The sequence below is a fragment of the Micromonospora sp. CA-248212 genome (assembly GCF_050948405.1).
Classification (GTDB): domain Bacteria; phylum Actinomycetota; class Actinomycetes; order Mycobacteriales; family Micromonosporaceae; genus Micromonospora.
Map to the genome: position 1 here is coordinate 92731 of NZ_CP192023.1, position 25253 is coordinate 117983.

A 25253-nucleotide genomic window follows, 5' to 3' on the forward strand; every position below is an offset into this window, starting at 1 on the left:
TGCCGGCTCCGTCGTGACGGAGCCGGCACCTGGTGTACGCGAGGAGCTAGGCCGCGCGGTACGCGTTCCACGCGGTCAGCATGCGGCTCGCCTGACCCGCGGTGAACTGGTACATGCACGAGTCGTAGGTGTAGTCCATGAAGTTGGTGATCGGGTCCAGGCCGGCCGCCGAGCAGGTGTTCCGGCCGGTCGGGCACTCGTACGCGGGCGACGCCTCGGCCGGGGTGTCGCTGACGCCGTCACCTGAGCCGCCGCAGCCACCCTGGAAGGTGTGGTAGAGGTTCAGCCAGTGGCCGACCTCGTGGGTGCCGGTGTCGCCCTGGTTGTAGTTGGTGGCGGTGCCGCCCGGCAGCGACTCGTTCAGCACGACCACGCCATCCATGCTGCTGAGCCTGCGCTGCGGGAAGGTCGCCCAGCCCAACAGGTCGTCGCTCAACTCACCGAGGTAGATGTTGAGCGTGTTCTTGCCGCCCACCCGTAGCGACGACTTCATCGACCGCTCCGCCGACGAGCCGTCGACGATGGGATACCAGGACGGGTTCGTCACCCGGTCGATCGAGTCGAGTCGGAAGGCGAACGCGGTGGCCGCGCCGCCGGTCCCACCCGCGTAGGCCTGGTTCAGCACGCTGATCTGCGAGGTGATCATCGAGTCGGGGATGTTTCCGCCGGCCCGAGTGCTGTTTTCCTGGATCACGTGCACCACCACCGGGATGGTGACCGTAGCGGCCAGCGTCGTGGCGCCGGCGCCGGCCCGGTAGTTGGCCCGCTCGCGCAGCGCCGCCGCGAGGTCGGCGTCCCGCTCGCGGACCTGCTTGGCGGTCAGCTCGTTCGGCTCGTGCAGGGCCCCCGCGCCGGGCTTCGCCCGGGCGTTGGCGTGGCTGTCGACCGGCTGCGCGCAGGCGCCACCCGGTGCTGAGGAGAAGGCCGAAGCGGCCGGAACGACGCCCACCGCAGCGGTGCTGAGCAGCAGCGCGAGAGTTGTCGACGCGACACCGGCGACGCGCCGGGTCAGCAGGTTGGGACGGAGTCCCATGGGCCCACCTCTTTCTGGCGGCGCGGCAGGGGGTGTGTCACGCCGTGGCTGGGAACGTGTGGCCGACGTTACAACTCATCGATGCATTTGAGAACGGTCATATGTTGCCGTCTGGAAACTTCTTCGGGCAGGAGCGGGGGCGGTCGGCGCGTGGGGGTGGTTGGGTGCATGGCTGCGACGACTCGGGTACAGTGGTGCCGCCCGCGGGTGTAGTTCAATGGCAGAACATCAGCTTCCCAAGCTGACAGTGCGGGTTCGATTCCCGTCACCCGCTCCACGTACGGAAGCCCTGGTCAGGACAGATGTCCCGCCAGGGCTTCCGTGGTTCTAGGTCATGCTGAAACAGGGATGGGCCATCAGCGCGGCACGCGGGCTGTCGTGCCCCATCCGCGCCATGACGTCGCGCAGGCTCGCCCCGGGTGCCCGCGACGCGAGCGTGTTGCCGGTATGCCGCAGGTGACCCCCGGGGCACCTGGGCGCCCAGATGCCCCGCGGTCCGGTGCGCGGGCTACCCGGTGGCGCAGTTGACGTTGTTGAGCGTGAACGCGATCGGCACCGCGTCGCTGGCCTGCCAGGTGCCCAGGACGCCGAAGACCACCGAGGCGCCCGGCGTCACCAGGGGGTTGTAGCTGAGGTTCCGGGCCGTGACGGTGGCACCGCTCTGCTGGGCGGTGGCGGACCAGGACTGGGCGATGTGCTGGTCACCGCGGAAGGTGAAGCTGAGCGTCCAACCGTTGATCGGCGCGGTGCTGGTGTTCATGATGGTGATCTGGGCGGTGAAGCCTCCCGGCCACTCGCTCCCGGTGCGGTAGCTCACGGTGCAGGGCGCCGCCTGCGGCGGGCCGATCGGCACCGTGTCGGTCCGGGTGAGCAGGGTGCCGGTGGCGTCGTCCCCGACCCGGGCCGTGACCTCCAGGCCGGTGGCCGTACAGCCGGGGGACACCAGGTAACCCATGCTCCAGCTGAAGGTCGCGCCCGGATCGACGGTGACCGCCCGGCCAGGCAGCGGGTCGAGGGCCCGGCAGCCGGTGGGGAGGCCGGGGGTGGAGCCGACGAACCGGGCGTAGATCACCGTGGAGAACTGTTTCTGTTGGGCGGTGCAGTTCTGCCCGAGGGCCGTGGCGGTGATGGCCTGGCCCGGAGCCCCCCGCGGCGGGTCGAAGGTGAGCGACTGGAGCTGGACGGTACCGGCGCAGCCGTCGGCCGGGACGGTCGCGCCGGCCGGGGCGGTGCCGGCCGGATCGGCCTGCGCCGCCGCTGCGGGGACGGCCAGTGCACCGGCGGCGCAGACGGCGGCCGCGGCGAGGGTCAGGAGCGTACGCAAGAGGGTCCTCCTGGGTGAGCCGGGGGATACGGGCGCCGTCAGCGGACCGTATCAATCAATGTATGTCAATTTACCGGATCGGCGGTCGTCTCCACCATGCCCTGCCCTGCCCTGCCCTGGCCTGGCCTGGCCCGCCCCGGCCTGGCCTGGCCCGCCCCGGCCTGGCCTGGCCCGCCCTGGCTCAGCCCCACATCTGGGGCAGCTCGACAGGAGTCGAGGACACCGTCAGCCCTCGACGGGGAACTGTCGGTACGACGCGACCGATCGACCCCGTCCGGCAAAGGCATCTCGAACCCTCGTTCGTGACGTTGCCGCCGTGCGCCTTTGGGGGAGACATGCTGAGCCTCTTCGCCTTCCGCTGGCTCGCCGGGTTCGAGAAGTTCGCGCTGCGTCACCGCCGCCAGAACAGCAGGTGGGTGACGCCGCTGGGGCTGGGCACCGTGTCCAGGTGGAAGCGGTCGAGCAGGTCGGTGTGGCTGTCCCACAGCCGTTCGCCCCGGTGCAGGTCGACGGGGGCGACGGCGATGTGCATCGTGTCGACCAGGTCGGCGTCGAGGAACGCGCGGATGGTCGCCACCCCGCCGCCGAGGCGTACGTCCCGACCGTCGGCCGCTTCTTTCGCTCGGGCCAGCGCCTCGGCCGGGCTGGCGTCGAGGAAGTGGAACGTGGTGTCGGCGAGGGTGAACGACGGCCGTACGTGGTGGGTGAGCACGAAGACCGGCGTGTGGAACGGCGGGTTGTCTCCCCACCAACCCTGCCACTCGTGGTTCTCCCAGGGCCCACGCTGGGGGCCGAACTTGTTGCGGCCCATGATCTCCGCGCCGATGTTGTGCTCGGCGTCGCGGGTCAGGTAGTCGTCCAGGCCGCGGGTTCCGCCGGGCTCGGTGCGGTAGACGAAGCTGGCGGTGGCGGCACGCCAGGAGAACAGCGCGGTGGGGTCGGCGTGGCCGAAGGGCCGTTCCAGGCTCTGCCCCTCCCCGGTGCCGAACCCGTCACGTGAGACGTTGAAGCACTGCACCCGCAGTAGCTGTGGCATGGGAACTCCCCGATGTCAGTTGGTGGTCGCCGTCGGTCCGCCGCCGCGACCCCGGTCGTCGAGCACGAGCGGGGCGCGACCGTCCACGACGTACCGGATGTGGGTGACCTGCGGCGTAGGGATCACCCGGGTGGGCGTCAGCTCGATCGCCTCCTTGTCGCCGAGGTCGAGGTCGGCGTCGAGGAGCCGCAGGCCGGTGCCGAGCACGACCGGCACGACGTGCAGCTCCAACTCGTCGAGCAGGCCGGCCTTGAGTACCTGTCGTACGAGGCCGCCGCCGCCGGCCACGGCGACGTTCTTGCCGCCGGCCACGGCTCGCGCCTGCTTGACCGCGCTGGCCACTCCGTCGGTCACGTAGGTGAAGCTCGTGCCACCGCCGCGCAGCAGGGTTTCGCGGGGTCGGTGGGTGACGACGAAGACCGGTGCGCGGAACGGCGGCTCCTCGCCCCACGGCACCTCGCCGCCGTCGGCCATCCGCCGACCCATGACGTACGCGCCGGCCGCCTCGAACGTCTCGGCCATCACGTCGGAGTTGGCGTCCCGCTCGCCGCCGGCGAAGCCCTGTCGTTCGCGCCAGGCCGCCGCTTCGGTGGCCCAGCGGGTGATCCGGAAGAAGCCGGCGGCCTCGGCCGAGTCGATCCAGTCGCCGTCGCCGTCGAACTGCGGGCCGGCGTAGAACCCGTCGACCGAGACGGACAACTGTGCGGTCACCTTCGTCATGCGTTCGTTCCTCTGCTCGGGCGGCACCCCTCGGGTGCCTGCTCGCAACGAGGTCGGAGCCGAGCAGGACGCCCCTACGGGGGTTACCTGTGACCTGGATCACATTAGAGTCCCGGTAGGCTGGCGATCATGCGGATTGGCATCGTGATCCTGCCGGACCAGCGCTGGAGCCAGGCGCAGCACCGCTGGCGGCAGGCCGAAGAGTGGGGCTTCGACCACGCGTGGACGTACGACCACCTGGGCTGGCGGGACCTGGTCGACGGCCCGTGGTTCGACTCCATGAGCACGCTGACCGCCGCCGCCACCGTGACGTCCCGGATTCGACTGGGCACGCTCGTGGCGTCGCCGAACTTCCGCCATCCGGCCGCGTTCGTCCGTCAGATCACCACGGTGGACGACGTGTCGGGCGGTCGACTGCTGCTCGGTCTCGGTGCGGGCGGGATCGGGTTCGACTCGGCGGTGCTGGGTGGCGAGACGCTGCCGCCGCGCCAGCGGGTCGACCGGTTCGCCGAGTTCACCGAACTACTCGACCTGATCCTGCGCGAGGACGGCACCACCTGGCGGGGTGACTGGTTCGCCGCGGTGGACGCCCGCAACAACCCCGGCTGCGTGCAGCAGCCCCGGGTGCCGTTCGTGGTGGCCGCCAACGGGCCGCGCTCGATGCGGCTGGTGGCCCGCTTCGGGCAGGGGTGGGTGACCACCGGCACCGGCGACGACAACGACCTGGCGAGCTGGTGGACCAGCGTCTCGACGCTGTCCGAGCGGATGGACCGGACGCTCACCGAGGCCGGCCGCGACCCGGTGACGCTGGACCGTTACCTCCTGCTGGACTCCGCGCCGGTGTTCTCGCTGACCAGCGCGCAGTTCTTCGCCGACCAGGTCGGTCGGGCCGCGGAGCTGGGCTTCACCGACGTGGTGACGCACTGGCCGCGCGCCAGCAGTTGGTACGCCGGCGACGAGGCCGTCCTGGTCGACGTGGCGACCCGACTGCTGCCCGAGCTGCGCGGATAGCGCCGGCTCAGGTGCCCAGGTCTCCGGTGGCTACGCCGCCCTCGCCGCCGGAGACCAGCCGCAGGCGCAGGCAGACGATCGGGGTGTCGTCGTCGACGGGGGTGCCGAGCCGCGCCCAGTAGGCGGCGTGCCCCGTCCGCCACTCCTCGATCGAGCGGTCGCCCTCGCCCTCGGCGCGGGCGAACTCCCAGGGCACGTCGCCGAAGCGGACCACGTCGACACCGGTGATCTCGACCATGCCGGCCAACGCGTCGTCGTCGTCGACGAGCGCCAACCGTTCGCCGACCTGCTCCAGCTCCTCGCCCTCCTGCGCGTACTCGGCCAGCCGTCCGGCGGTCGCGGTCTTCACTCCGGCCAGCACCAACGTGTTCAGGGTCGTCCGCAGCTCGCCCGGCGTGCCGAGGGCGAGCGTGCGTAGGTCACCGATCCGAGGCCACATCCTGCCGAGGCTAGGCCAGCGCGGCCGGACGCGCCGCCGTAATCCGCCCCGCGCGGCTCAGATCAACTGCACGGCGTAGCCGGCGGCGTCGAGCAACCGCTGGTCACCGGTGGCCGCGTGGGCATCGAGGACCGCGTCGGCCAGCTTGACCACGTGCTCGTCGCCGTGCCGGACCGCCCGGGCGAAGACCTCCTCCGGGGTCCCGGCGGTCACCGACGGCGGCTTCACCGCGTCGCTCGAGGCGTACACCGAGGTCACGGCCGCCGTCGCGGCCCAGGCCGCGGCGAAGCTCGGCGCCCAGAGCCCCCGGTCGAGTGCCGGCAGGGTACGCAGCACGGCGGTCGGCGCCGTCACGGCGTGCACCAGCATGACCGGCTCGGCGTGCCCGAAGCGCAGGTAGTCGAGACCGGCGCGGTACACGAGCGTGTGGAGCCCGCGCTCCGCCTCAGCCGGCGTCCGCGCGGGGCGCAGCGCCGTGAGCGCCGGTTCCCACCGGGGTACGCTCACCAGCCGCCCCAACCGCTCGCGGATGCCCCCGGTCCGGTCGTCGATGCGGGGCAGCCCGGCCAGCGCGGCGACCACGTCCGGCTCAGCGGTGCCCGGGTGGCCCGACGGGACCGAGCTGAGCAGCCGGTCGGCGCCGGGCACCTGCTGCCAACGGGCCGCCCAGTAGCCGAGGGCCTGGCCCAGTTCGGTGAGCCGGGGCGGGTTCGCCCCGTACAGGTGCAGGGCGCGTACCGCGTGCCCGACCCGGATCACCCCGTGGGTGGCGCCCGCGGCGATGCCGGGCAGCAGTCGGGGCCACCAGGTGCCGAGCACGTCCCGCCACGGCGCCTCGCGCAACTGCCGGTCGAAGTACGCCAGCCAGTCGCCGGTCCGCTTCGCGTCGCCCAGCGCCGCCCGCCAGTCGTCGATCGGACGCAGCCCGCGCGGCAGCTCGTCCAGTCGGGTGAGGTAGTCGTCCAGCCAGCGGTGCACCTGTCGCTCGTGTCCGTGCCGGGCCAGCGCCTCGACGGCCATCGGGCCGTGGTTGGAGAGCCAGCCCTCGAACTCGGGACCGGTGTGGTGCAGCCGTTCGTACGCCTCGTCGAGGATTCCGTCGCTCATGCGTCGATCGTCGAAGGTGAAGTGCGCTTCAGGTCAACCCGGCAACTCTTCACCGCTGATCAGGCCGGTGATCCGCAGCGCGGCGGCGGTCTCCGGCGGGCAGTCCACGGCCACCACGGCCGCCCCGAGGACCTGTGCGCCGCGCAAGGCGCAGATGTCGTAGAGGGCGCGGATCTGGGCGCCGGTGCGTACCCAGTCGTCCACCACGAGCACCCGGTCTTCGGGGCCGAGGTGTCGCTCCCGGACGGCCAGGTCGACCTGCCGGCCCCGGTAGTCGGGCGGGCTCTGCGCCCAGGTGAGCGGGCCGGCCGGCAACCTGCCGTCGCCGGGTTTGTGCGCGGCCACGAAGCCGACCCCGAGGGCGGTCGCGGCCAGCGGTCCGAGCAACAGGCCGGTGACCGCCGGGGCGAGCACCACCGTCGGTCGGGCCTTCCGGTACGGGGCGACCAGGGCGGGGCCCAGCTCGGCCAGGACCGTCGGGTCGCGCCACCAGCCGGAGATGTCGCTGACCAGGTGGCTGACGTCCGGGCCGGGGTCGATCCAGCGGAACAGGTCGGCCAGACGTCCGGTCAGCTCGGTGGGCATCCGTCCATCGTGCGGCACGGGCGCTCGGCGCGTCCGCACCTGGGCCGCTCGACCCACCCCGCCTCGGATGATCGGCTATAGCTACTGGGGCAAATACTGGCATACCACCATGATCACGTTGACTTCGGAAGTGCTTCTCTCGTTACGGTCCGACCCGGTTTGTTCAATCGACGAAAGGACCGGGCCGGTGGCAGGTAGGCACTCCCGTACCCGCATCTTCTCCTCCCCGGCGGGCATCGCGGCCACCGCGGCGGTCGGCGTCGCCCTGGCCGTCGGCGGTACCGTCGGCGCCGTCCAGCTCACGTCGGGCTCCGGCCAGTCGGGGCAGGCGGCGCTGGACTTCACCCCCACCACCGCCGCCAGTCTCACCCCCGCCTCCCCGAGCGTCTCGCCGAGCGCCAGTGCCACCGCGACACCCAGCGTGACGGCGAGCCCGTCCGCCAGCCGATCGCCGCAGGCCGCCTCCCGGGGCAAGGCCCGCACCGCGTCGCCGAAGCCGAGCCCCAAGGCCAAGAAGACCACGGCGGCGGCGAAGGTCCTGGAGAGCGGATCGTGTGGCGCGTCCTTCTACTCCGACGGGCAGCTGACGGCCAACGGTGAGTCGTTCAACCCGAACGAGTTGACCGCGGCGCACAAGACCCTGCCGTTCAACACCAAGGTCCGGGTGACCAACCCGAGCAACGGCAAGTCCGTCGTCGTGCGGATCAACGACCGTGGGCCGTTCATCGACGGTCGCTGCCTCGACCTGTCCCGGGCCGCCTTCGCGACCATCGCCTCGGTCGACGTCGGAGCGCTCACCGTTCGCTACGAGGTTCTCGGCTGAGCGTATTCGAGAACGCCGATCCGGCCGCCAGCGTGGGCCGGGCGGACAGAACATCCTCGGACGACGGGCCAGGTTCATTCACCGGTTCACGTCGATCAGGCATGCTGTCCCTCGTACCCACGCGACTCCTCCAGTCGGGCCGTAGCCCGCTGAGCCCCGGATCCCGCGCCGGCATCGGCGCGGCCGTCGTCCTGCTCGCGATCGTCTCGGTGCTGGAACTGGCCGACGGCCGCCGGGCCCACTATGTCGCGCTCCTGGCCGCCGCCCCGATCCTGGCCGCCGCGCTGGCGGCCTGGCGGGTGGTGCTGGGCGTGGGCGCCGTGGCGACCGTGATCGGGATCGCCTTCGCGGCGACCGACCCGAGGATGATGTTGGTGACCTCGGTCAACATGGTGGCGGTCGGGATCGCGAGCGGGCTGGCCGTGGCGGTGGCCTGGGTACGACAGCGCCAGGCGGAGCAGATCGCCGAGCTGACCAAGCTCGCGTCGGTGGCCCAGCAGGCCGTGCTGCGGCCACTCGGACCGCAGGTCGGCATGCTCTCGGTGGCCGGCCGCTACATCTCCTCCACCGCCACCGCCGAGATCGGCGGGGACCTGTACGAGGCGATCGACACCCCGTACGGGGTCCGCATGATCATCGGTGACGTACGTGGCAAGGGTCTGGACGCGGTCCGCCTGGCCAGCATCGTCCTGGGTTCGTACCGGCACGTGGCCTACGAGCGGGCCGACCTGCGTGCCGTGGTCGCCGACCTGGACCGCGCGGTGGCCCGCAACGTCGGCGACGAGGATTTCGTGACGGCCGCGCTGGTCGAGGAGCGGGGCGGGACGCTGACGATCGTCAACTGCGGCCACCCCTCTCCGCTGCTGCTGCGCCGGGGCGCGGTGATCCCGTTGGAGCCGCCGGCGCCCGCGCCGCCGCTCGGGTTCATGCCGGCGGTCCGGCCCCGGGTGGAGCGTCTGGAGCCGGGCGACCGGCTGTTGTTGTTCACCGACGGTCTCGGTGAGGCCCGGCGGGACGGCGAGTTCTTCCCCACCGCCGACCGGGCGTGGCGGTTGCTCGGACACGGCACGGTCGCCGACGGGCTCGCGTCGCTCGAGACCGCCCTCGTCGAGTGGGTGCACGGCCGCCTGGACGACGACATCGCGCTGGTCCTCATGGAGTACGTCGGTTCCCGCACCGGGGTCACGTCGGCCGTGCCGAGCTGGGAAGTCGGCGCCGCCGAGAGCTGAGCGCGGCGACTGTGTAATCGCCGTCACTCTACTGATCGGGTTGTCGCTGCCTACCCACGAGTAATACAGTCGGGGTTACTGATCGGTAACACCTGTCCGGAAGCGGGGCCAGCGAGCATGACCCACTACAAGAGCAACCTTCGGGACCTCGAGTTCAACCTGTTCGAGGTCTTCGGGGCGGACCGGTCGTTCGGCCAGGAGCCGTACTCGGAACTGGACACCGACACGGCCCGGAGCTTCCTCGCCGAGGTGGACCGCCTGGCCCGCGAGGACCTGGCCGCCAGCTACCCGGACAGCGACCGCAACCCACCGGTCTTCGACCCGGCCACGCACACCGCGCCGCTGCCGGAGTCGTTCAAGAAGTCGTACCAGGCGTTCATGGACTCGGAGTTCTGGCGGCTGGACCTGCCGCCGGCGCTGGGTGGCACCAACGCCCCGCGTGCCCTCTGGTGGGCCCTCGCCGAGCTGGTGCTCGGAGCGAACGCGCCGGTCTGGATGTACTCCTCCGGCCCTTCCTTCGCGCACGTGCTGCACGTCGAGGGGACCGAGCGGCAGAAGGCCTGGGCCAAGCTCTTCATCGACAAGCAGTGGGGCTCCACGATGGTGCTCACCGAGCCGGACGCCGGCTCGGACGTGGGCGCGGGTCGTACGCGGGCGATCCAGCAGCCCGACGGCAGCTGGCACATCGAGGGCGTGAAGCGCTTCATCACCTCGGGCGAGCACGACCTGAGCGACAACATCGTGCACTACGTGCTGGCCCGCCCGGTCGGTGTGGAGGGCGTCGGCGGCCCCGGCACCAAGGGCCTGTCCCTGTTCGTCGTGCCCAAGTTCCACTTCGACGAGACCACCGGCGAGCTGGGCGAGCGCAACGGCGTCTACGCCACGAACGTCGAGCACAAGATGGGTCTGAAGGTCTCCAACACCTGCGAGATGACCTTCGGCGAGCACGGCGTACCGGCCAAGGGCTGGCTGCTGGGCGACAAGCACGACGGCATCCGGCAGATGTTCATGATCATTGAGTACGCCCGGATGATGGTCGGCACCAAGGCGATCGCCACGCTCTCCACGGGCTACCTGAACGCCCTGGAGTACGCGAAGAACCGGGTGCAGGGCGCCGACCTGGTCCAGCAGGCCGACAAGACCGCCCCTCGGGTCACCATCACCCACCACCCGGACGTGCGGCGCTCGCTGCTGCTGCAGAAGTCGTACGCCGAGGGTCTGCGGGCCCTGGTCCTCTACACCGCCAGCTGGCAGGACAAGGTCGCGCTCGCCGAGGCGGCCGGCGACGAGAAGGCCACCAAGCTGGCCAAGCGGGTCAACGACCTGCTGCTGCCGCTGGTGAAGGGCGTCGGTTCGGAGCGGGCGTACGAGTTGCTCGGCCACGAGTCCCTGCAGACCTTCGGTGGCTCCGGCTTCCTTGCGGACTATCCGCTGGAGCAGTACGTCCGGGACGCCAAGATCGACACCCTGTACGAGGGCACCACCGCCATCCAGAGCCTCGACCTGATCTTCCGCAAGATCGTCCGGGACAACGGCAAGGCGCTGCTGGCGGTGTCCGGCGAGATCCAGGAGTTCATCTCCACCGAGGCGGGCAACGGCCAGCTCAAGGAGGAGCGGCAGGCGCTCGGCAAGGCCCTGGCCGAGATCCAGAACATCCTCGGTGTGCTGACCGGCTGGCTGGGTGAGGCGCAGGCCGGCGACCCCCGCGCGCTCTACAAGGTCGGCCTGAGCAGCCGGCGGTTCCTGCTGGCGATCGGTGACCTGGTCGTCGGTTGGCTGCTGCAGAAGCAGGCCGACGTCGCGCTCAAGGCCCTCGCCGGCGAGGTGTCCGCCACCGACAAGGCGTTCTACACCGGCAAGGTGGCCGCCGCCCGGTTCTTCGCCCGGGAGGTGCTGCCGCGAATCGGCGCCGACCGGCGCATCATCGAGGGCACCGACCTCGACATCATGGACCTCCCGGAGGAGGCCTTCTGACCGCGCCACGGCACGCGTGAGCGGTTCCGGGTCGCACCACCCGGCACCCTCGGTGACGGCCGGTGGGGCCCACGCGCCCCGCCGGCCGTCGCCGTCTCCGAGGGCCACCAGCCGAGCGGTACGACGTGCGGCGCGTGTTGGCCGGGCGCGGTCGGGTATGCCGCTGCCGTGGCGGGTAACCCGCCTCGACCACGGGAACGCCCAGAGCCACCGCACGGGGGAGTGCAGCGCACATGGGTGTAGGAAGCGGCATCTTTCTCATCGCGCTCGGCGCGATCATGACTTTCGCGATCCGGGCCAACGTCTGGTGGATCGACCTGCGCGCGGTCGGCTGGGTGTTCATCCTGGCCGGGCTCGCCGTGCTCCTGACCACCCTCTGGTTCTGGCAGGACCGGCGCAAACGGGCCCGGACCCTCATCGTGGAGGAGAACCGGCTGTCCCATCCCACGGCGATGATGCCTCCGCCGCCGGACCCGCCGCCGCCGACCGCGCCACCGTCCTGACCCCCTGAGCGCGTACGCCTGAGCCACCCGCCGAACGGCGGGTGGCTCAGCCGCGTGCCGTGTGCCGCTGGGCGATCGGCGCTCCACCCCGGTCCCACCGGGTCCAGGTGGCCGCGCTGCGGTGCACCGCCAGTTCGGCGGTCCGCAGCCCCTCCTCGTCCGCCGTCTCCGGATCGAGAAACGCGGAGAGCAGCGAGACGCCCGGATTGTGGGCGATCAACAGCACCACCCGAGCCGCCGGATCGGCCGTCCGGGCCAGCGACAACAGCTCCTCGGGGTGGGCGTCGTACGCGCCGGGCTCGTAACGCACGCTCGGGCGGGGACCGGCCGGCCCGCCCTCCGGGGGCGAACCCGTCATTCCCATCGCCACGCCGTGCCAGGTCTGCCGGGTCCGCAGGGCGGTCGAGCAGATCACCACGTCGGGCAGCAGGTCGTGGTGGGCCAACCACGCGCCGGCCGCCGCCGCGTCGGCCTCCCCGCGGGCGCTCAACGGGCGCTGGGCGTCGTCCGTACCCTCGCTGCCCGGCTCGGCCTTCGCGTGCCGGAGCAACACCAGTGTCCGCGCCTCGGCGGGGCTGTCCGTCATGCCCCCAGCTTGCCCGATTGGCGATCTCCCTGCCGGGGTAAGTCCACGGATGCCGCACCCCCTACCAACGGCCGCGGCGGGTCGTACGCCAGGTTAGAGCCGAGGAGCGAGACATGGGCATTGGTGGCAGCATCTTCCTGATCGCGCTGGGCGCGATCTTCGCATTCGCCGTGGAGGCCGACCTCGGGTGGCTGAACCTGTCCGTGGTCGGCTGGGTGTTGATGCTCGCCGGTGTCGCCGGCTTGCTCGTCACCCTGTACTTCTGGAACGGCCGCCGTCGTACCGTGGTCGCCGCGCCGGTCCGCGAGGACGTGGTGGTCGACCGGGTGGTGCCGGTCCAGGACGACCAGGTCATGCGGGAGTACCGCGAGGTGCGTCGGCCGGGCCGTCCGGTCTGACCCGCAACCGCGTCAGCCGGGGCCCCGCAGCGTGGCGGGGCCCCGGCTCGCGTCTGCGGGGTCGGCAGCTCAGGCGAACAGCGCGAAGTAGATCGCGACGTGGTGGCACAGCGCGGCCACCAGCGTGCACGCGTGGAAGAACTCGTGGTGGCCGAAGACCGTCGGCCACGGGTTGGGCCGGCGCAGCGCGTAGAACACCGCGCCGACGCTGTAGATGGCACCACCGACGATCAGCAGCACCAACGCCGTGACACCGCCGCCGTGCAGGATGTCCGGCAGCATGGCGACCGCGACCCAGCCGAGCGCCAGGTAGAGCGGCGCGGACACCCAGCGCGGCGCGTGCGGCCAGACGAGCTTCAGCGCCACGCCGCCGAGAGCCCCACCCCAGACCAGGGCCAGCATGATGGTGGCCTGCCGGGTCGAGAGCAGCATGGTGCAGAGCGGGGTGTACGTGCCGGCGATGAACACGAAGATCATGCAGTGGTCCATCCGGCGCATCACCTGGTAGCCGCGCTCCGACCACACTCGACGGTGGTAGAGGGCGCTGGTGCCGAACAGCCCGCAGACCGTCAGGCTGTAGATGGCGCAGCTCACGAGGGGCGCCCAGCCCGGGCGGCTGGCGGCGATCGAGCAGAGCACGATGCCGGCGACCAGCGCGACGAAGAAGGCGTACGTGTGTAGCCAGCCGCGCATCCGGGGCTTACCGATGTCGACCGGCTTCAGGCGAAGCGGGGCGGAGGTGCTCACGCCCTCAGGTTACGGCACCGTAGGTTACTTTCAAGTAGTCCAACCGGTGACGCGTGGCACGCGCCGATCTTGCGGTTTCGGTGGTGGAAATGAGTGGGCAGCTCCTTTTGTCGCCACAGAAAGTGCAAGATCGCGAGGGATGGAAACGGCACCCGTCGGTGAAGATGGGGCGATGCGGATTCGGCCCGTCGGGGCGCACGCCCTTCTGATCGAGTTCGGCGCACTTGCCGACCTGCCTGCGGCTCACCTGGTCGAGGCGTGGCGGGCCGAGTTGTGGCAGCGCCGCGAACGCGGGGACCTGGCCGCAGTGGAGATCGTTCCCGCGGCCACCACGGTCCTACTGGACGGGCTACCAAACCCCACCGCGACCGCCACCCTGCTGTCCCGCTGGGCACCCGAAGTCACCACGGCGGCGCGCGAAGCCGCCCGCGCCCACCCCGCCGATCTTGCACTTTCTGTCCCGACAGAACGGTCTGATCGGGTCATGTCGACAGCAGAAACTGCAAGATCGACGCACGGGACGGGCGCGACGGAGGTCGTCGTTCCGGTCTTGTTCGACGGGCCGGACCTGTCGGTCGTCGCCGAGCACTGGGGCGTCGACGTGCCGGCGGTGCGGCGTCGCCTCACCGGCACGCCGTTTCGGGTGGCCTTTTGCGGGTTCGCCCCCGGCTTTCCCTACCTGACCGGGCTCCCCGCCGAGCTGGCGTTGCCCCGGCTGCCCACCCCACGCCCACGGGTACCGGCCGGCTCGGTCGCCCTGGCCGGCCAGTACGCCGGGATCTATCCCAGCGCGTCCCCCGGCGGTTGGCTGCTGGTCGGCCGGACCGACCTGACCCTCTTCGACGTCGACAGCGACCCGCCCGCCCGGCTCGGTCCCGGCACCCGCGTACGGATGGTGACGGCGTGACAGGTCCCGCCGAGATCGAGGTGCTACGCGCCGGGGCGCTCACCACCGTGCAGGACCTCGGCCGGCCCGGCTGGGCGCACCTCGGCGTACCCCGCTCCGGCGCTCTCGACCCCGCCGCCCTGCGGCTCGCCAACCGGCTGGTCGGCAACGCCGAGGAGGCCGCCGGCCTGGAGATCACCCTGACCGGCTGCGCGCTGCGGCTGACCCGCGCCTCCACCGTGGCCATCACCGGCGCGCCGGTGGCCGTCCGGGCCGGGGACCGGGCGGGCGACACCGGACGCCCGCTCAGCCTGCCCGCCGGTACGGTGCTGCGCGTCGGCCCGGCCCGTCAGGGCGTACGGAGCTGGCTGGCCGTGGCCGGGGGCATCGACGTGCCGGCGGTGCTGGGCAGCCGCGCCACCGACACCCTCGCCGGGCTCGGCCCGGCCCCACTGCGCGACGGTGACCGGCTGCCGCTCGGCGTACCGACCGGCGAGCCCGCACCGGTGGACGTGACCATCGGTGCGACCCCCGCACCGGAACTGCGCCTGGGCGTACGCCTCGGCCCCCGTGACGACTGGTTCACCCCGACCGCGCTCGACCGGCTGTTCGGCAGCGCGTACACCGTGAGCCCGGTCAGCAACCGGGTCGGCGCGCGGCTCGCCGGCGCGCCGCTGCCCCGCGCGGTGGCCGGCGAACTGCCCAGCGAGGGCATCGTGCTCGGCGCGGTGCAGGTGCCAGCGGACGGCCAACCCCTGATCTTCCTCGCGGACCATCCGACCACCGGCGGTTACCCGGTCATCGGGGTGGTCACCGACGTGACCCCGCTCGCGCAGGCCCGCCCAGGTACTACCGTCAGATTTCATGGACCTCAACGCTGACCTGGGCGAAGGATTCGGCATCTGGCGGCTCGGCGACGACGACGCCCTGCTGGCCCTGGTGACCAGCGCCAACGTGGCCTGCGGCTTCCACGGTGGCGACCCGTCCACGATGCGACGGGTCTGCGAGGGCGCGGTACGGCACGGGGTAGCGGTGGGCGCGCAGGTCGGCTACCGCGACCTGGCCGGCTTCGGTCGGCGACGGATCGCGTACGACTTCGCCGAGCTGCGCGACGAGATCACCTACCAGTTGGGGGCCCTGGACGCGTTCTGCCGGATCTTCCGGACCCGGGTGCGCTACCTCAAGCCACACGGCGCGCTGTACCACGCCGCCGCCACCGACGAGTCCCAGGCGGCGGCCGTGGTCGCCGCCGTCAGCGACCACAACCCCGACCTGCCCGTACTCTGTCTGCCCGGCTCCACGCTCGCCCAACTCGCCGTCGGCGCGGGCCTACCGGTGGTCGCCGAAGCCTTCGCCGACCGCGGCTACCTGCCCAACGGGTCGCTGGTGCCGCGCGGCGCGCCCGGCGCGCTGATCAGCGACCCGGAGGAGGTGGCCACCCGGGCGGTACGGATGGCCACCGAACGGACCGTCGTGGCGGTGGACGGCACCGTGATCCCCTGCCCGGTCGAGTCGATCTGCGTCCACGGCGACACCCCGGGCGCGGTGTCCGCCACCGAGCTCGTACGCGCCAGCCTGATCGACGCCGGCGTGACACTCACCCCGTTCGCGTGAAAGGAAGGGCCCCTTGTTATCGGATTTTGTATAACAAGGGGCCCTTCCTTTCACTTACGCGTCGAGGCCGCGCAGCACCAGGGGCAGCCGGGTCGCGGCGCCGTCGACCACGCGGACCGGGACCCCCCAGTCCTGCCGGGTCAGGTGGCAGGCCGCGTGCTCGACGTCCGCGTCGCAGGTCGCCGCCTGCGCGGTCACCTGGAGCACCCCGCCGGTGACCTCGCCGTTGAGCACCAGCCGGCGGGACAGTTCGGTGCCCGTACCGCCGCCGTCGAGCAGCAGCTCCGGCGGGGACGCCGAGACGACCAGACGGGTGGACGGCCCGTACGTCTCGTCCAGCTTCTGGCCCGGGGCGGGGGTGAAGACGATGTCCAGGGTGACCTCGCCGGCCGCCACGTCGGTCGGCTTGCGCTCGGTGCGGTGCCGAGGGCCGTCCACCGTGCTCGCGCCCGCCGCCGACAGGGCGCCCGGAGCGAGCCGGGTCAGTCGGTGCGCGGCGGACTCCACCACCAGCACCTCACCGGACGGGGTGAGCACCAGGTCGCTCGGCTCGGCCAACCCGTCCGCCACCGTGGAGACCTGGTTGCTGGCCGGGTCGAAGCGGCGCACCGCGCCGTTGTAGGTGTCCGCGATCAGCACCGAGCCGTCCGGCAACGCGCACACGCCCAGCGGGTGTTGCAGCAGCGCCGACTCGGCCGGCCCGTCCACGTGCCCGAAGTCGAACAGACCCTGGCCGACGGCGGTGCCCAGCACCCCGTTCTCGACGTACCGGACGGCGCTGGTCTCGCTGTCGGCCACCCAGAGCCGGACGCCGTCGGCCGAGACGGACAGCCCCGACGGCTGCGCCATCCACGCCTCGGGCAGCGGCCCGTCCCGCAGCGCCTCCACGGTGGTGCCCGCGTACATGCCGGCGGTCCGCTTGATCGGGTCGAACCACCAGAGCTGGTGGATACCCGCCATCGCGATGATCAGCTTGTCGTCGTACCAGGCCAGGTCCCACGGGGAGGAGAGGTCCACGGCGAGCGCGTCGTGGGCGTGGTCGTCGACCGCGGCACGCCACTGCCGGCCGCTGCCGGCGACGGTGACCACCTCGCCGGACTCCAGCCGTACGCCGCGCAGGAGGTGGTTGACGGTGTCGGCGACCACCAGGTCGTAACCGGCCACCTCGGCGACGTGCGTGGGCAGCAGGCACAGGCCCTGCGGCTCGGAGAAGGTCGCCGAGCCGACCGGCCCGTCGGCCCGACCCCGCTCGCCCGAGCCGATCCGGCGTACCGGCGTCTCGCCGTCCGGGGCCACCTCGACCAGCGAGTGCCGCGCCGAGTCGGAGACCAGCAGGTTGCCGTCCGGCAGCAGCACCGCCTTGCCCGGGAAGCGTAGCGCCGTCTCCGGCGCCGGCGGAGGAACGTACGGCCCGTCGCCCCGGTGCAGGGTGCCCTTCGCCTCGTGGGTGGCGATCAGCTCGTCGATCAGCCGGGCCAGCCCTTCGGCGTGACCCTCGCCGGCCATGGTGGCCACCACGTACCCCTCGGGGTCGATCACCGACAGGGTCGGCCAGGCGCGGGCCGCGTACTGCTGCCACATGTCCAGCTCAGGATCATCGAGTACGGGGTGGTGCACCCCGTACCGTTCGACGGCGGCGACCAGCGCGTCGGCGTCCTTCTCGTGCTCGAACTTCGGCGAGTGCACGCCGATCACGACGAGCACGTCGCCGTACTTCTCCTCAAGCGGCCGAAGCTCGTCCAGCACGTGCAGGCAGTTGATGCAGCAGAAGGTCCAGAAGTCGGCAAGAACGATCTTGCCACGCAGGTCCTGGAGAGTCAGATCCTTGCCGCCGGTGTTGAGCCACTGCCGGCCCCGAAGCTCGGGGGCCCGTACGCGCGCTGTCGTTCCCATGCCTGCCAGCCTGCCACGCGGCATCGGTGCGGCCGTCGTGACCCGGACGACATCACGCGCCGGGACCACCCGGACGCGAAGCGGCGGGGCCACGGTCGCCCGTGGCCCCGCCGTCGTCGGTCCTACTTGGTGGCCGGCTTGAGGCAGAGCACCCGGTTGGTGCCCTCGCCGGGTAGCACCACGTGGGGCTGCGCCGGGTCGGCGCACTTGTCCTTCGCATCCACCTTGGAGACGATCGTGAACGCGCCCGCCTCGGCGCAGTTCACCTCGGAGGCGCCCTGGCCGACCTGCTTGACGCAGGTGCCGACCGCCGGGTCGAAGGCTGGCGTGTCGTTCCCGCCACCGAACTTGCCGAGCAACATGAGCAGGCCGAGCGGCACCGCCAGGATGAGCACGGCGGCGATCAGCACCGCGGCCAGGACCCGCCCGTTGCGCACCTTCGGCGTGGGCGGTTCCACCTTGGGCTCGTCCGCGTCCGGCTTGAACGAGTCGAACCGGCCCTGGTCCGATTGGCTGGCCTCCTGGCCCCAGGACGGTGTGGGCTGCGGCGGCGGGAAGGCCGGGAACTGCGCCCCCGGCGGCTGCTCGACGGCTGGTCCGAAGCCCGCAGCGCCGTTCACCGTGGCGGTGCCGGCGGCCGGCGCGCCCGGTCCGAATCGGTCGTCCGGACGCTCGCCGCCGGACTGCGGCCGTACCCCGTTCATCGGCCGGTTGTTGCCCGGCGTGTCGACGAAGGACGGCACACCGGGCGGGAAGGCCGGCGGCGCGGCTGCGGCCGCCGCGGGCGGCTCACCGAAACCGTTCGGCGCGGACGGCGCTTCCTCGCCCCATCCGGGGAAGCCCTGCCGTTCCGGCCCGTTCTGCCAGTCCGGCGGGCTCTGGCGCTCGGGCGCCTGCGGCCAGTCGGGCACGCTGGGACGGCCGGCGTCCTGCTGCCAGTCCGGTACGGCCGGACGCTCGGGTGCCTGCGGCCAGTCGGGGGCGCTGGGGCGGTCGGCGTCCTGCTGCCAGTCGGGCGTGCCCGGGTGCTCGGGGCTCGGGTTGGCCTGGAACGCCTCGGGACCCGCCTGCTGCGGCTCGTCCTCCTCGGGCCGGGACGGACGGCCGTACACCCGGGGTTGGGGCGCGGCCGCGCTGGCCGGCCGCATCGCCTGGTCGGCCGGGGGCATCACGCGGCTGGCCAGCGGCACCGAGGCGCTCGCCGAGGCACGGCCCGCCGCGCCCGCGGCCGGTTCGGCGTCCGCCGCCGGTACGACCGCGCGGCCCGCCCCGGACTCCGGCGACGTACGCGGAGCGGGCACGAGGGCGGCACCCGGCGAGGCCTCCTCGCCCCGGCCCCAACCGACCGGCTCGGCGTCGTGCTGCACGTCCGGGGTGTCCCGCTCGGGGTACGCCGGCTGCTCGGGGAGCGCGGCGAATGGCGTCGGGGGCACGTAGTCGGCCGGTGGGGCGGCGGCGAGGCTCGCACCCGGTACACGCTGCTCCTGCGGTGGCAGCGGCACGGCGTTGGCGGGTGAGATGCCGGGTGCGGGCGCGGGCTGGTACACCGGCGGCTCGTCGCCCCGGTCGGCGTCCCAACCGCCGCGGGCCTGTGCGGATGCCTCCGCCTCGGCGCGGCCCCACACCTCGCCCGCTGACCACGGCTCGGCCTGGGCGACGCCGGGAGCGGCCGGCGCCTGGTTGTCTGGGCCGGCGGCGGCCCAGCCGGGCGTCGCGTCGTTGCCGGGCACGCTGACGCTGGCCCGGGCGGACGCGGGGCCGGCCTGCTCGGCTTGGGGCCATGCGGTCGGTTCCGGATGCTCGACGGGCTGGTCCTGGGACGGAAGCACCCAGTCCGGCTGCTGCGGACGGCTCTCTGCCGCACCCCAGGCGGTGGGCTGCGGGGCGTCGTCCTGCGCGGGCCAGGTACCGGCCGGGACCTGGGCCGCGCCGCGCGCTCCGGCCGCTTCGGCCGGCGCCCAACCAGGGGATGCCTCTTCGGCCTGCCCGGCCGGTTGGCCCCAGGTCTGGGGCAGCTGCTCGGCCGGCGTCCACACGGGCTGGTCTTCCCGGGCGGCGGCGGCCCCGACGGGCCATCCGCCCGATCCGGACGGGTCGTCCTGCTGCGCGGGTACGCCAGCGCGGCCGGCGTGCTGCGCCGGCTCGGCGTGCCACTGGGGGGCTGACGGGCTGACCGGGGCCGCCCCGCCGGCCCATCCGCCGGAGCGGGACGGGTCGTCCTGGGCGGGCCAGGCGGCGGTGGCCGGGGGCACCTGGGCAGCGCCACGCGCGGCCGGTTGGGTCTGCGCCCAGTCGGGCTGCTGCTCGGCCGAGGCGGCGGGCCAGGCGGGGGCCGGCTGCTCGGGTGGCGTCCAGGCCTGCTGCGCGGGAGTCCACTGGGCGGTCGGGGCCGGCTCCGGAGGGCCTCCGGCGGCCCAGGCGGGCTGTGCCGGATCGCTGGGCTGCGGCGCGGCGGCAGCGCCCCATGCGGGGTTCGGTTGCTGCTCCACCTGGGTCGCCCAGGACGGGTTCGGTCGCGCGGGCGGCGGGGGTGGTGCCCAGCCCAGGTCGGGGCCGGCGGCGTTGCTGCCGTTGTCCGGCTGCGCCGGGCGGTCGCCGTACGGCGCCGGTCCGCCGGCGCCCGGTGACACCTCGTCCGGCTCCTGGCCGGGACGGTGCGGGCCCTCGGACGTCATGGGTGCGCCTCCTCCATCACATGTCGGCCGCCGGTGCCGATCGGTCTCCTCGGCATGGCTGCCGGCGTCACCGGCGTACCGCCGTGCCGGCTCCCCGCACCGTATCCGGTGGCCCCTTGGGGCGTCCAAAGGAGCACCGGTCGTCACTGCCCGTCGCCGGGTGGTGTCGAGCAGCTTCTATCGGCTCGGCGTCGGCCGGGCCGGCGGGCGGCGACCGAAGCCCACCGTACCGGGCGCTGCGGCGGTGCGGAATCCCGGTGTCACGTGCGGGCGTCCCGGTGTGACGCACGGGCGGAACGCCGATGGCCCACCCGGTGGGCCGGGTGGGCCATCGATCTGGAGGAGGTGAGGAAAGTTGTGGAGCGTCAGCTCATGTGACGCTGGGCGATGACGAGAAGCTCCTCGCGAACGGCCGGCGAGTTCGCCGAGCGCAACGCGTGCTCGATGGCACGGGCGCGGCGGTTGGCGTCGCGGTGGTTGCGGATTCGCTCGATCATGCTGCTCATTGCTGGGTCCCCCTGGCTATTCGGTTGTCGGCCCCTGATGTGTCTATTCAACCGCAGAAGCCGGCCAACTTCCATCGATTATTAGGTGAGCTGAGACACCTGCCTAACAATCAAAGGTCAACAGGGCTCGCCGCCGACGGTTCCTTCGCCCAACGGACACGGCCGGTGTGCCGGGCGTTAACCCGTGGCACACCGGCCGTGGCTGGCGTCTCGAACCGTCAGGTCCAGGCGAGCAGCGCCGCCTCAGGGTCGGCGAGGAAGTCGCCGATGTCGCGCAGGAACTTCGAGCCCAGCTCACCGTCGATGATCCGGTGGTCGAAGCTCAACCCCAGGGTGGTCACCTGGCGAACCTTGACCTTGCCCTTGTGCACCCAGGGCATCTCCCGCACCGCGCCGAAGGCGAGGATCGCCGACTCGCCCGGCGGCAGGATCGGCGTTCCGGTGTCCACGCCGAACACCCCGACGTTGGTGATGGTCAGGGTGCCGCCGGACATGTCGGCGGGTGAGGTGCGGCCGGACTTCGCCGTCTGCACCAGGCCGTTCAGCGCGTCCGCCAACTCGCGCAGCGAGAGCCGACCGGCGTCCTTGACGTTGGGCACGATCAGGCCGCGTTCGGTCGCCGCCGCGATACCGAGGTTGACGTACTCCTTGACCACGATCTCGTCACCCGCCCAGGTCGAATTGACCATGGGGTGACGCTTGACGGCCAGCAGCACGGCCTTCGCCACCAGCAGCAGAGGCGAGACCCGTACGTCGCGCCACTCGCGCCGGCCCCGCAGGCGCTCCAGCGCCCGCATCGCCCGCGTCACGTCGACGGTCAGGAACTCCGTCACGTGCGGGGCGGTGAACGCCGAGCGGGACATGTTCTCGGCGGTGAGCTTGCGGACCCCCTTGACCGGGATGCGCTGCTCACGATCCGCGCCGAAGCTCGCGGCGCTCGTCGTGGTCGAGGTGGTCGCGACCGACTCGGCCGCCACGGCCCCGCGAGACGCCTGCTGTACGTCCTCCCGCGTGATCGAGCCCAACGGCCCGGACCCGACCACCGCCCGCAGATCAACCCCAAGATCCTTGGCAAGCTTCCGAACCGGCGGCTTCGCCAAAACGCCCGCCCCGCCGGACCCCGCCCCGTCGCGTCGATCATGGACTCGTGGTGTCGTACTTGCGGGAGTTGGGATGGCTTTGTCACCCACCACAATTCCATGATCGACCCCAGCGGGGGTCGCGGGGGTCGCGGCCTGCGCTGGGACGCCGTTCTTGCGGGGGCGACGCTTCGCGCTGGTCGTACGGGGGCCGTAGCCGACCAGGACCGCCGTGCGGCCGCCCGGGGCGGCGCCGCCGATGAGGCCGGGCTCGACCATGCCCTCGGCGGGGGCCACCTCCACGGCCGCCAGCGACGCCGCCGACGGAGTGGGCAGGTCACCGGTGGGCGTGGCCGTGGTGGACGGGACGTCCAGTGGACCCGCTCCCGGGTCGGTGTCGATCGCGATGATCGGCGTACCGACCTCGACCGTGGTGCCCTCGGGGTGGTGGATGGCCTGCACCTGTCCGGCCCACTTCGCCGGGATCTCCACCGCCGCCTTGGCCGTCTCGACCTCGACGATCGGTTGGTTCAGCTCGATGGTGTCGCCGACCTTGACCAGCCAGGCCAGGATCTCGCCCTCGGTCAGCCCTTCGCCCAGGTCGGGCAGGTTGAACGTCTTGATCCGGGACATGTCGCTCACCAGCCGAAGGTGCGGTCGACGGCGTCGAGCACCCGGTCGAGGTCGGGCAGGTACTCCTCCTCCACCCGGGCCGCCGGGTAGGGGGTGTCGAAGCCGGTCACCCGCAGCACGGGCGACTCCAGGGAGTAGAAGCACTCCTCGGTGATGCGGGCGGCCAGTTCGGCGCCCAGCCCGATGTTGGACGGCGCCTCGTGCACCACGACCGCGCGGCCGGTGCGCTTCACCGACTCGTAGACCGCGCCCAGGTCCAGCGGGGACAGCGTGCGGAGGTCGATGACCTCCAGCTCCCGGCCGTCCTCGGCGGCGGCCGTCGCGGCCTCCAGGCACGTGCGCACCATCGGGCCGTACGCCAGCACGGTCACGTCCGTGCCGGGCCGCACCACCCGGGCCGAGTGCAGCGGGTACGCGTCGGACAGCGACGCGTCCAGGTCCACCTGGCCCTTCTCCCAGTAGCGCCGCTTGGGCTCCAGGAAGACGATCGGGTCGTCGGACGCGATGGCCTGCTGGATCATCACGTACGCGTCCTGCGGGTTTGAGCAGGTCACGACCTTCAGACCGGCGGTGTGCGCGAAGTACGCCTCCGGCGACTCGGAGTGGTGCTCGACCGCGCCGATGCCGCCGCCGAACGGAATGCGGATCACCATCGGGATTCTGAGCTTGCCGCCGGAGCGGTAGTGCATCTTGGCCACCTGCGACACGATCTGGTCGTACGCGGGGTAGACGAAGCCGTCGAACTGGATCTCGCAGACCGGTCGGTAGCCACGGATGGCCAGGCCGACGGCGGTGCCGATGATGCCGGACTCGGCGAGCGGGGTGTCGATCACCCGTTGGTCGCCGAAGTCCTTCTGCAGTCCGTCGGTGATCCGGAAGACGCCGCCGAGCTTGCCGACGTCCTCGCCCATGATGACGACCTTGTTGTCGTTCTCCAGCGCGCGGCGCAGACCGGTGTTGAGGGCCTTGCCGAGGGTGAGCGTCTCCGTGGCCATCAGTGGGCGCTCCCCTCGAACGACTCCATGTAGCGGTTGAACTGCGCACGCTGCTCGTCGAGCAGCGGGGAGCCGTTGGGGTAGACGTGGTCGAACATCGTCACCGGCTCCGGGTTGGGCATGCTGAGCACCCGCTCGCGCAGGTGCACCGACTCGCGGCGGGCCTGCTCGTCGACCTCGACGAAGAAGGCCGCGTCGGCGATCTGCTGCTTCTCCAGGAAGGTCTTGACCCGCAGGATCGGGTCCTTCGCCTGCCACGACTCCACCTCGCTGGCGATCCGGTAGCGGGTCGGATCGTCGGAGGTGGTGTGCGCGCCCATCCGGTAGGTGTACGCCTCGATCAGGCTCGGGCCCTGCCCGTGCCGCGCGTTGTCCAGCGCCGTGCGGGTCACCGCGTACGACGCCAGCACGTCGTTGCCGTCCACCCGTACGCCGGGGAAACCGAAGCCGGCGGCCCGCTGGTAGAGCGGGACGCGGGTCTGTCGCTCCAGCGGCTCGGAGATGGCGTACTGGTTGTTCTGGCAGAAGAAGACTAGCGGCGCGTTGAACACGCTGGCCCAGACGAACGCCTCGTTGACGTCGCCCTGGCTGGTGGCCCCGTCACCGAAGTAGGCGATCGCGGCCTCGCCGTCGTCGGTGCCGACCTTGCCGTCCATGGTGATGCCCATGGCGTACCCGGTCGCGTGCAGGGTCTGCGCCCCGATGACGATCGTGTACATGTTGAACTTGAACTCGTTCGGGTCCCAGCCGCCCTGGTCGACGCCGCGGAACAGGCCGAGCGGCATGATCGGGTCGATGCCCCGGCAGTAGAGGACGCCGTGCTCCCGGTAGGTCGGGAAGGCCATGTCCTGGGTACGCAGGGCGCGCCCCGAGCCGACCTGCGCCGCCTCCTGGCCCAGCAGGCTGGCCCAGAGGCCCAGCTCGCCCTGCCGCTGCAACGCGGTCGCCTCGGCGTCCAGCTTGCGGACCAGCACCAGGTCGCGGTAGAGCCCGCGGTACTCCTCGTCGGTGAAGTCGACGCGGTACTCGGTGCCGTCCGGTCCGGTGGCGCTGTCGATCCGCTCGCCTTCGGGGGTGAGCAGCTGCACCAGCTCGGGGTTGCCGGCCGCGCCCTTTCTGGAGCGGGGAGCTGCCCGCCTGCTGCGGGTGGTGCCCCCGGGGTCGCCCTTTGCCATCGGTCTCTCCCTGTCGTGTCTGCGTCGGCACCGGGGGGTCACCCGGCCACGCAACTCGTGCGCCTGTCCGGCTGCTGCCGGACCGGTTCCTGGCGGCCGCGCCTAGCCCGGGTGGGGGTTGCCGCGCGGCGTGAGCCGGGTTCTGGCCGAACCCGGATCGGGAGCGCCGGCGCCGGGCCGCGTCTGCCGCGGGGGTGCGCGGAGGTCGCGGCTGCGTTGCCGTCGTGCTCCATATTCGCAGAGCAGGTGAGCGTGCCCACAGTACGCCCGGGTCGCATTCCG

General features: G+C 72.2%; 23 protein-coding genes, 1 tRNA gene and 3 pseudogenes. 11 read left to right on the forward strand and 16 right to left on the reverse strand.

Going from position 1 to position 25253, the window contains the following annotated elements:
- Nucleotides 1–46 precede the first annotated feature (46 nt).
- The gene (locus ACQP03_RS00440) at nt 47–1033 is read right to left on the reverse strand and encodes a zinc metalloprotease (RefSeq protein ID WP_396832048.1); all 987 of its coding nucleotides are present in this window, start codon (nt 1031–1033) and stop codon (nt 47–49) included.
- Nucleotides 1034–1236: 203 nt separating this feature from the next.
- Between ACQP03_RS00440 and ACQP03_RS00445 the strand changes: the two genes are divergently transcribed.
- Nucleotides 1237–1310 (forward strand) — tRNA-Gly (locus ACQP03_RS00445).
- Nucleotides 1311–1387: 77 nt separating this feature from the next.
- On the opposite strand, the pseudogene ACQP03_RS00450 reads toward ACQP03_RS00445, so the two are convergent.
- The 4 genes and pseudogenes from ACQP03_RS00450 to ACQP03_RS00465 form a co-directional block, all read right to left on the reverse strand.
- Nucleotides 1388–1495, reverse strand: a pseudogene (locus tag ACQP03_RS00450) (site-specific integrase); the annotation flags it as partial.
- Between the two features lie 46 nt (nt 1496–1541).
- A complete protein-coding gene (locus tag ACQP03_RS00455) occupies nt 1542–2357 on the reverse strand; it encodes a cellulose-binding domain-containing protein (protein ID WP_357129484.1) in 816 nt (271 codons plus the stop codon).
- 391 nt (nt 2358–2748) lie between these two features.
- Nucleotides 2749–3393, reverse strand: a complete 645-nt coding sequence (locus ACQP03_RS00460; protein WP_357129487.1) for a dihydrofolate reductase family protein — start codon at nt 3391–3393, stop codon at nt 2749–2751.
- 15 nt (nt 3394–3408) lie between these two features.
- Entirely contained in the window at nt 3409–4113 is a 705-nt protein-coding gene (locus ACQP03_RS00465; RefSeq protein ID WP_357392159.1) for a dihydrofolate reductase family protein, read from the reverse strand.
- Nucleotides 4114–4242: 129 nt separating this feature from the next.
- Here ACQP03_RS00465 and ACQP03_RS00470 point away from each other — a divergent pair, with 129 nt between their 5' ends.
- Entirely contained in the window at nt 4243–5124 is an 882-nt protein-coding gene (locus ACQP03_RS00470) for an LLM class flavin-dependent oxidoreductase (RefSeq protein ID WP_357171703.1), read from the forward strand.
- 7 nt (nt 5125–5131) lie between these two features.
- Here ACQP03_RS00470 and ACQP03_RS00475 read toward each other — a convergent pair whose 3' ends face one another.
- The 3 genes from ACQP03_RS00475 to ACQP03_RS00485 are packed head-to-tail and all read right to left on the reverse strand — an operon-like array spanning nt 5132 to nt 7255.
- On the reverse strand, nt 5132–5563 hold the full coding sequence (locus tag ACQP03_RS00475; protein ID WP_357129497.1) for an ASCH domain-containing protein: 432 nt from the start codon (nt 5561–5563) through the stop codon (nt 5132–5134).
- Nucleotides 5564–5620: 57 nt separating this feature from the next.
- Entirely contained in the window at nt 5621–6670 is a 1050-nt protein-coding gene (locus ACQP03_RS00480; RefSeq protein WP_357129499.1) for a questin oxidase family protein, read from the reverse strand.
- Nucleotides 6671–6703: 33 nt separating this feature from the next.
- Nucleotides 6704–7255 (reverse strand): phosphoribosyltransferase, encoded by a 552-nt coding sequence (locus ACQP03_RS00485; protein ID WP_357129502.1) that lies wholly within the window; start codon nt 7253–7255, stop codon nt 6704–6706.
- Nucleotides 7256–7442: 187 nt separating this feature from the next.
- On the opposite strand from ACQP03_RS00485, the gene ACQP03_RS00490 reads away from it, so the two are divergent.
- The 5 genes and pseudogenes from ACQP03_RS00490 to ACQP03_RS00510 all read left to right on the forward strand — a co-directional run bounded on the left by ACQP03_RS00490 (nt 7443) and on the right by ACQP03_RS00510 (nt 11784).
- Nucleotides 7443–8078, forward strand: a complete 636-nt coding sequence (locus ACQP03_RS00490; RefSeq protein WP_357171700.1) for a septal ring lytic transglycosylase RlpA family protein — start codon at nt 7443–7445, stop codon at nt 8076–8078.
- A gap of 101 nt (nt 8079–8179) precedes the next feature.
- A pseudogene (locus ACQP03_RS00495) lies at nt 8180–8429 on the forward strand (serine/threonine-protein phosphatase); the annotation flags it as partial.
- Nucleotides 8430–8494: 65 nt separating this feature from the next.
- Nucleotides 8495–9307 (forward strand): annotated as a pseudogene (locus ACQP03_RS00500) (PP2C family protein-serine/threonine phosphatase); the annotation flags it as partial.
- Between the two features lie 117 nt (nt 9308–9424).
- A complete protein-coding gene (locus tag ACQP03_RS00505) occupies nt 9425–11281 on the forward strand; it encodes an acyl-CoA dehydrogenase (RefSeq protein ID WP_357392151.1) in 1857 nt (618 codons plus the stop codon).
- A gap of 233 nt (nt 11282–11514) precedes the next feature.
- Complete coding sequence (locus ACQP03_RS00510) at nt 11515–11784, forward strand: DUF6458 family protein (protein ID WP_007454197.1); 270 nt, start codon at nt 11515–11517, stop codon at nt 11782–11784.
- A gap of 46 nt (nt 11785–11830) precedes the next feature.
- On the opposite strand, the gene ACQP03_RS00515 is transcribed toward ACQP03_RS00510, so the two are convergent.
- The gene (locus tag ACQP03_RS00515; RefSeq protein WP_357392149.1) at nt 11831–12370 is read right to left on the reverse strand and encodes a SixA phosphatase family protein; all 540 of its coding nucleotides are present in this window, start codon (nt 12368–12370) and stop codon (nt 11831–11833) included.
- A gap of 113 nt (nt 12371–12483) precedes the next feature.
- Between ACQP03_RS00515 and ACQP03_RS00520 the strand changes: the two genes are divergently transcribed.
- Entirely contained in the window at nt 12484–12768 is a 285-nt protein-coding gene (locus tag ACQP03_RS00520; protein ID WP_357129517.1) for a DUF6458 family protein, read from the forward strand.
- A 69-nt stretch (nt 12769–12837) separates the two neighbouring features.
- Here the strand turns inward: ACQP03_RS00520 and trhA are convergent, their stop codons facing one another.
- Nucleotides 12838–13515 (reverse strand): PAQR family membrane homeostasis protein TrhA, encoded by a 678-nt coding sequence (gene trhA, locus ACQP03_RS00525; RefSeq protein WP_357129520.1) that lies wholly within the window; start codon nt 13513–13515, stop codon nt 12838–12840.
- Nucleotides 13516–13687: 172 nt separating this feature from the next.
- Here trhA and ACQP03_RS00530 point away from each other — a divergent pair, with 172 nt between their 5' ends.
- From ACQP03_RS00530 to ACQP03_RS00540, 3 genes are read left to right on the forward strand one after another with little or no spacing between them, the layout of a single operon-like run.
- Nucleotides 13688–14422, forward strand: a complete 735-nt coding sequence (locus ACQP03_RS00530) for a 5-oxoprolinase subunit B family protein (protein WP_357392147.1) — start codon at nt 13688–13690, stop codon at nt 14420–14422.
- Nucleotides 14419–15282, forward strand: a complete 864-nt coding sequence (locus ACQP03_RS00535; protein ID WP_357392145.1) for a biotin-dependent carboxyltransferase family protein — start codon at nt 14419–14421, stop codon at nt 15280–15282. The genes ACQP03_RS00530 and ACQP03_RS00535 overlap by 4 nt, the downstream gene beginning before the upstream one ends.
- Entirely contained in the window at nt 15266–16015 is a 750-nt protein-coding gene (locus tag ACQP03_RS00540) for a LamB/YcsF family protein (RefSeq protein WP_357129529.1), read from the forward strand. The genes ACQP03_RS00535 and ACQP03_RS00540 overlap by 17 nt, the downstream gene beginning before the upstream one ends.
- Nucleotides 16016–16069: 54 nt before the next feature.
- Here ACQP03_RS00540 and ACQP03_RS00545 read toward each other — a convergent pair whose 3' ends face one another.
- From ACQP03_RS00545 to pdhA, 6 genes are all read right to left on the reverse strand, one after another.
- A complete protein-coding gene (locus ACQP03_RS00545; protein WP_357129532.1) occupies nt 16070–17908 on the reverse strand; it encodes an NHL domain-containing thioredoxin family protein in 1839 nt (612 codons plus the stop codon).
- Between the two features lie 122 nt (nt 17909–18030).
- Nucleotides 18031–20583 (reverse strand): hypothetical protein, encoded by a 2553-nt coding sequence (locus tag ACQP03_RS00550; RefSeq protein ID WP_357171695.1) that lies wholly within the window; start codon nt 20581–20583, stop codon nt 18031–18033.
- Nucleotides 20584–20948: 365 nt separating this feature from the next.
- Complete coding sequence (locus ACQP03_RS00555) at nt 20949–21089, reverse strand: hypothetical protein (RefSeq protein ID WP_357129538.1); 141 nt, start codon at nt 21087–21089, stop codon at nt 20949–20951.
- Between the two features lie 218 nt (nt 21090–21307).
- Nucleotides 21308–22810: a dihydrolipoamide acetyltransferase family protein gene (locus tag ACQP03_RS00560; RefSeq protein ID WP_357129541.1), complete on the reverse strand. Its 1503-nt coding sequence runs from the start codon at nt 22808–22810 to the stop codon at nt 21308–21310.
- On the reverse strand, nt 22807–23796 hold the full coding sequence (locus ACQP03_RS00565) for an alpha-ketoacid dehydrogenase subunit beta (RefSeq protein WP_357129543.1): 990 nt from the start codon (nt 23794–23796) through the stop codon (nt 22807–22809). The genes ACQP03_RS00560 and ACQP03_RS00565 overlap by 4 nt, the downstream gene beginning before the upstream one ends.
- The gene (pdhA, locus tag ACQP03_RS00570; RefSeq protein ID WP_357129546.1) at nt 23796–24971 is read right to left on the reverse strand and encodes a pyruvate dehydrogenase (acetyl-transferring) E1 component subunit alpha; all 1176 of its coding nucleotides are present in this window, start codon (nt 24969–24971) and stop codon (nt 23796–23798) included. Before pdhA ends, ACQP03_RS00565 begins: the two co-directional genes overlap by 1 nt.
- Nucleotides 24972–25253 lie beyond the last annotated feature (282 nt).

Coding starts and splice junctions, on each gene's coding strand:
- ACQP03_RS00440 (WP_396832048.1), bottom strand. CDS start 1,033: ATGGGACTCCGTCCCAACCTGCTGACCCGGCGCGTCGCCGGTGTCGCG.
- ACQP03_RS00485 (WP_357129502.1), bottom strand. CDS start 7,255: ATGCCCACCGAGCTGACCGGACGTCTGGCCGACCTGTTCCGCTGGATC.
- pdhA (WP_357129546.1), bottom strand. CDS start 24,971: ATGGCAAAGGGCGACCCCGGGGGCACCACCCGCAGCAGGCGGGCAGCT.
- ACQP03_RS00555 (WP_357129538.1), bottom strand. CDS start 21,089: ATGAGCAGCATGATCGAGCGAATCCGCAACCACCGCGACGCCAACCGC.
- ACQP03_RS00465 (WP_357392159.1), bottom strand. CDS start 4,113: ATGACGAAGGTGACCGCACAGTTGTCCGTCTCGGTCGACGGGTTCTAC.
- ACQP03_RS00460 (WP_357129487.1), bottom strand. CDS start 3,393: ATGCCACAGCTACTGCGGGTGCAGTGCTTCAACGTCTCACGTGACGGG.
- ACQP03_RS00565 (WP_357129543.1), bottom strand. CDS start 23,796: ATGGCCACGGAGACGCTCACCCTCGGCAAGGCCCTCAACACCGGTCTG.
- ACQP03_RS00470 (WP_357171703.1), top strand. CDS start 4,243: ATGCGGATTGGCATCGTGATCCTGCCGGACCAGCGCTGGAGCCAGGCG.
- ACQP03_RS00530 (WP_357392147.1), top strand. CDS start 13,688: ATGCGGATTCGGCCCGTCGGGGCGCACGCCCTTCTGATCGAGTTCGGC.
- ACQP03_RS00540 (WP_357129529.1), top strand. CDS start 15,266: ATGGACCTCAACGCTGACCTGGGCGAAGGATTCGGCATCTGGCGGCTC.
- ACQP03_RS00510 (WP_007454197.1), top strand. CDS start 11,515: ATGGGTGTAGGAAGCGGCATCTTTCTCATCGCGCTCGGCGCGATCATG.
- ACQP03_RS00545 (WP_357129532.1), bottom strand. CDS start 17,908: ATGGGAACGACAGCGCGCGTACGGGCCCCCGAGCTTCGGGGCCGGCAG.
- ACQP03_RS00520 (WP_357129517.1), top strand. CDS start 12,484: ATGGGCATTGGTGGCAGCATCTTCCTGATCGCGCTGGGCGCGATCTTC.
- ACQP03_RS00475 (WP_357129497.1), bottom strand. CDS start 5,563: ATGTGGCCTCGGATCGGTGACCTACGCACGCTCGCCCTCGGCACGCCG.
- ACQP03_RS00550 (WP_357171695.1), bottom strand. CDS start 20,583: ATGACGTCCGAGGGCCCGCACCGTCCCGGCCAGGAGCCGGACGAGGTG.
- ACQP03_RS00505 (WP_357392151.1), top strand. CDS start 9,425: ATGACCCACTACAAGAGCAACCTTCGGGACCTCGAGTTCAACCTGTTC.
- ACQP03_RS00515 (WP_357392149.1), bottom strand. CDS start 12,370: ATGACGGACAGCCCCGCCGAGGCGCGGACACTGGTGTTGCTCCGGCAC.
- ACQP03_RS00480 (WP_357129499.1), bottom strand. CDS start 6,670: ATGAGCGACGGAATCCTCGACGAGGCGTACGAACGGCTGCACCACACC.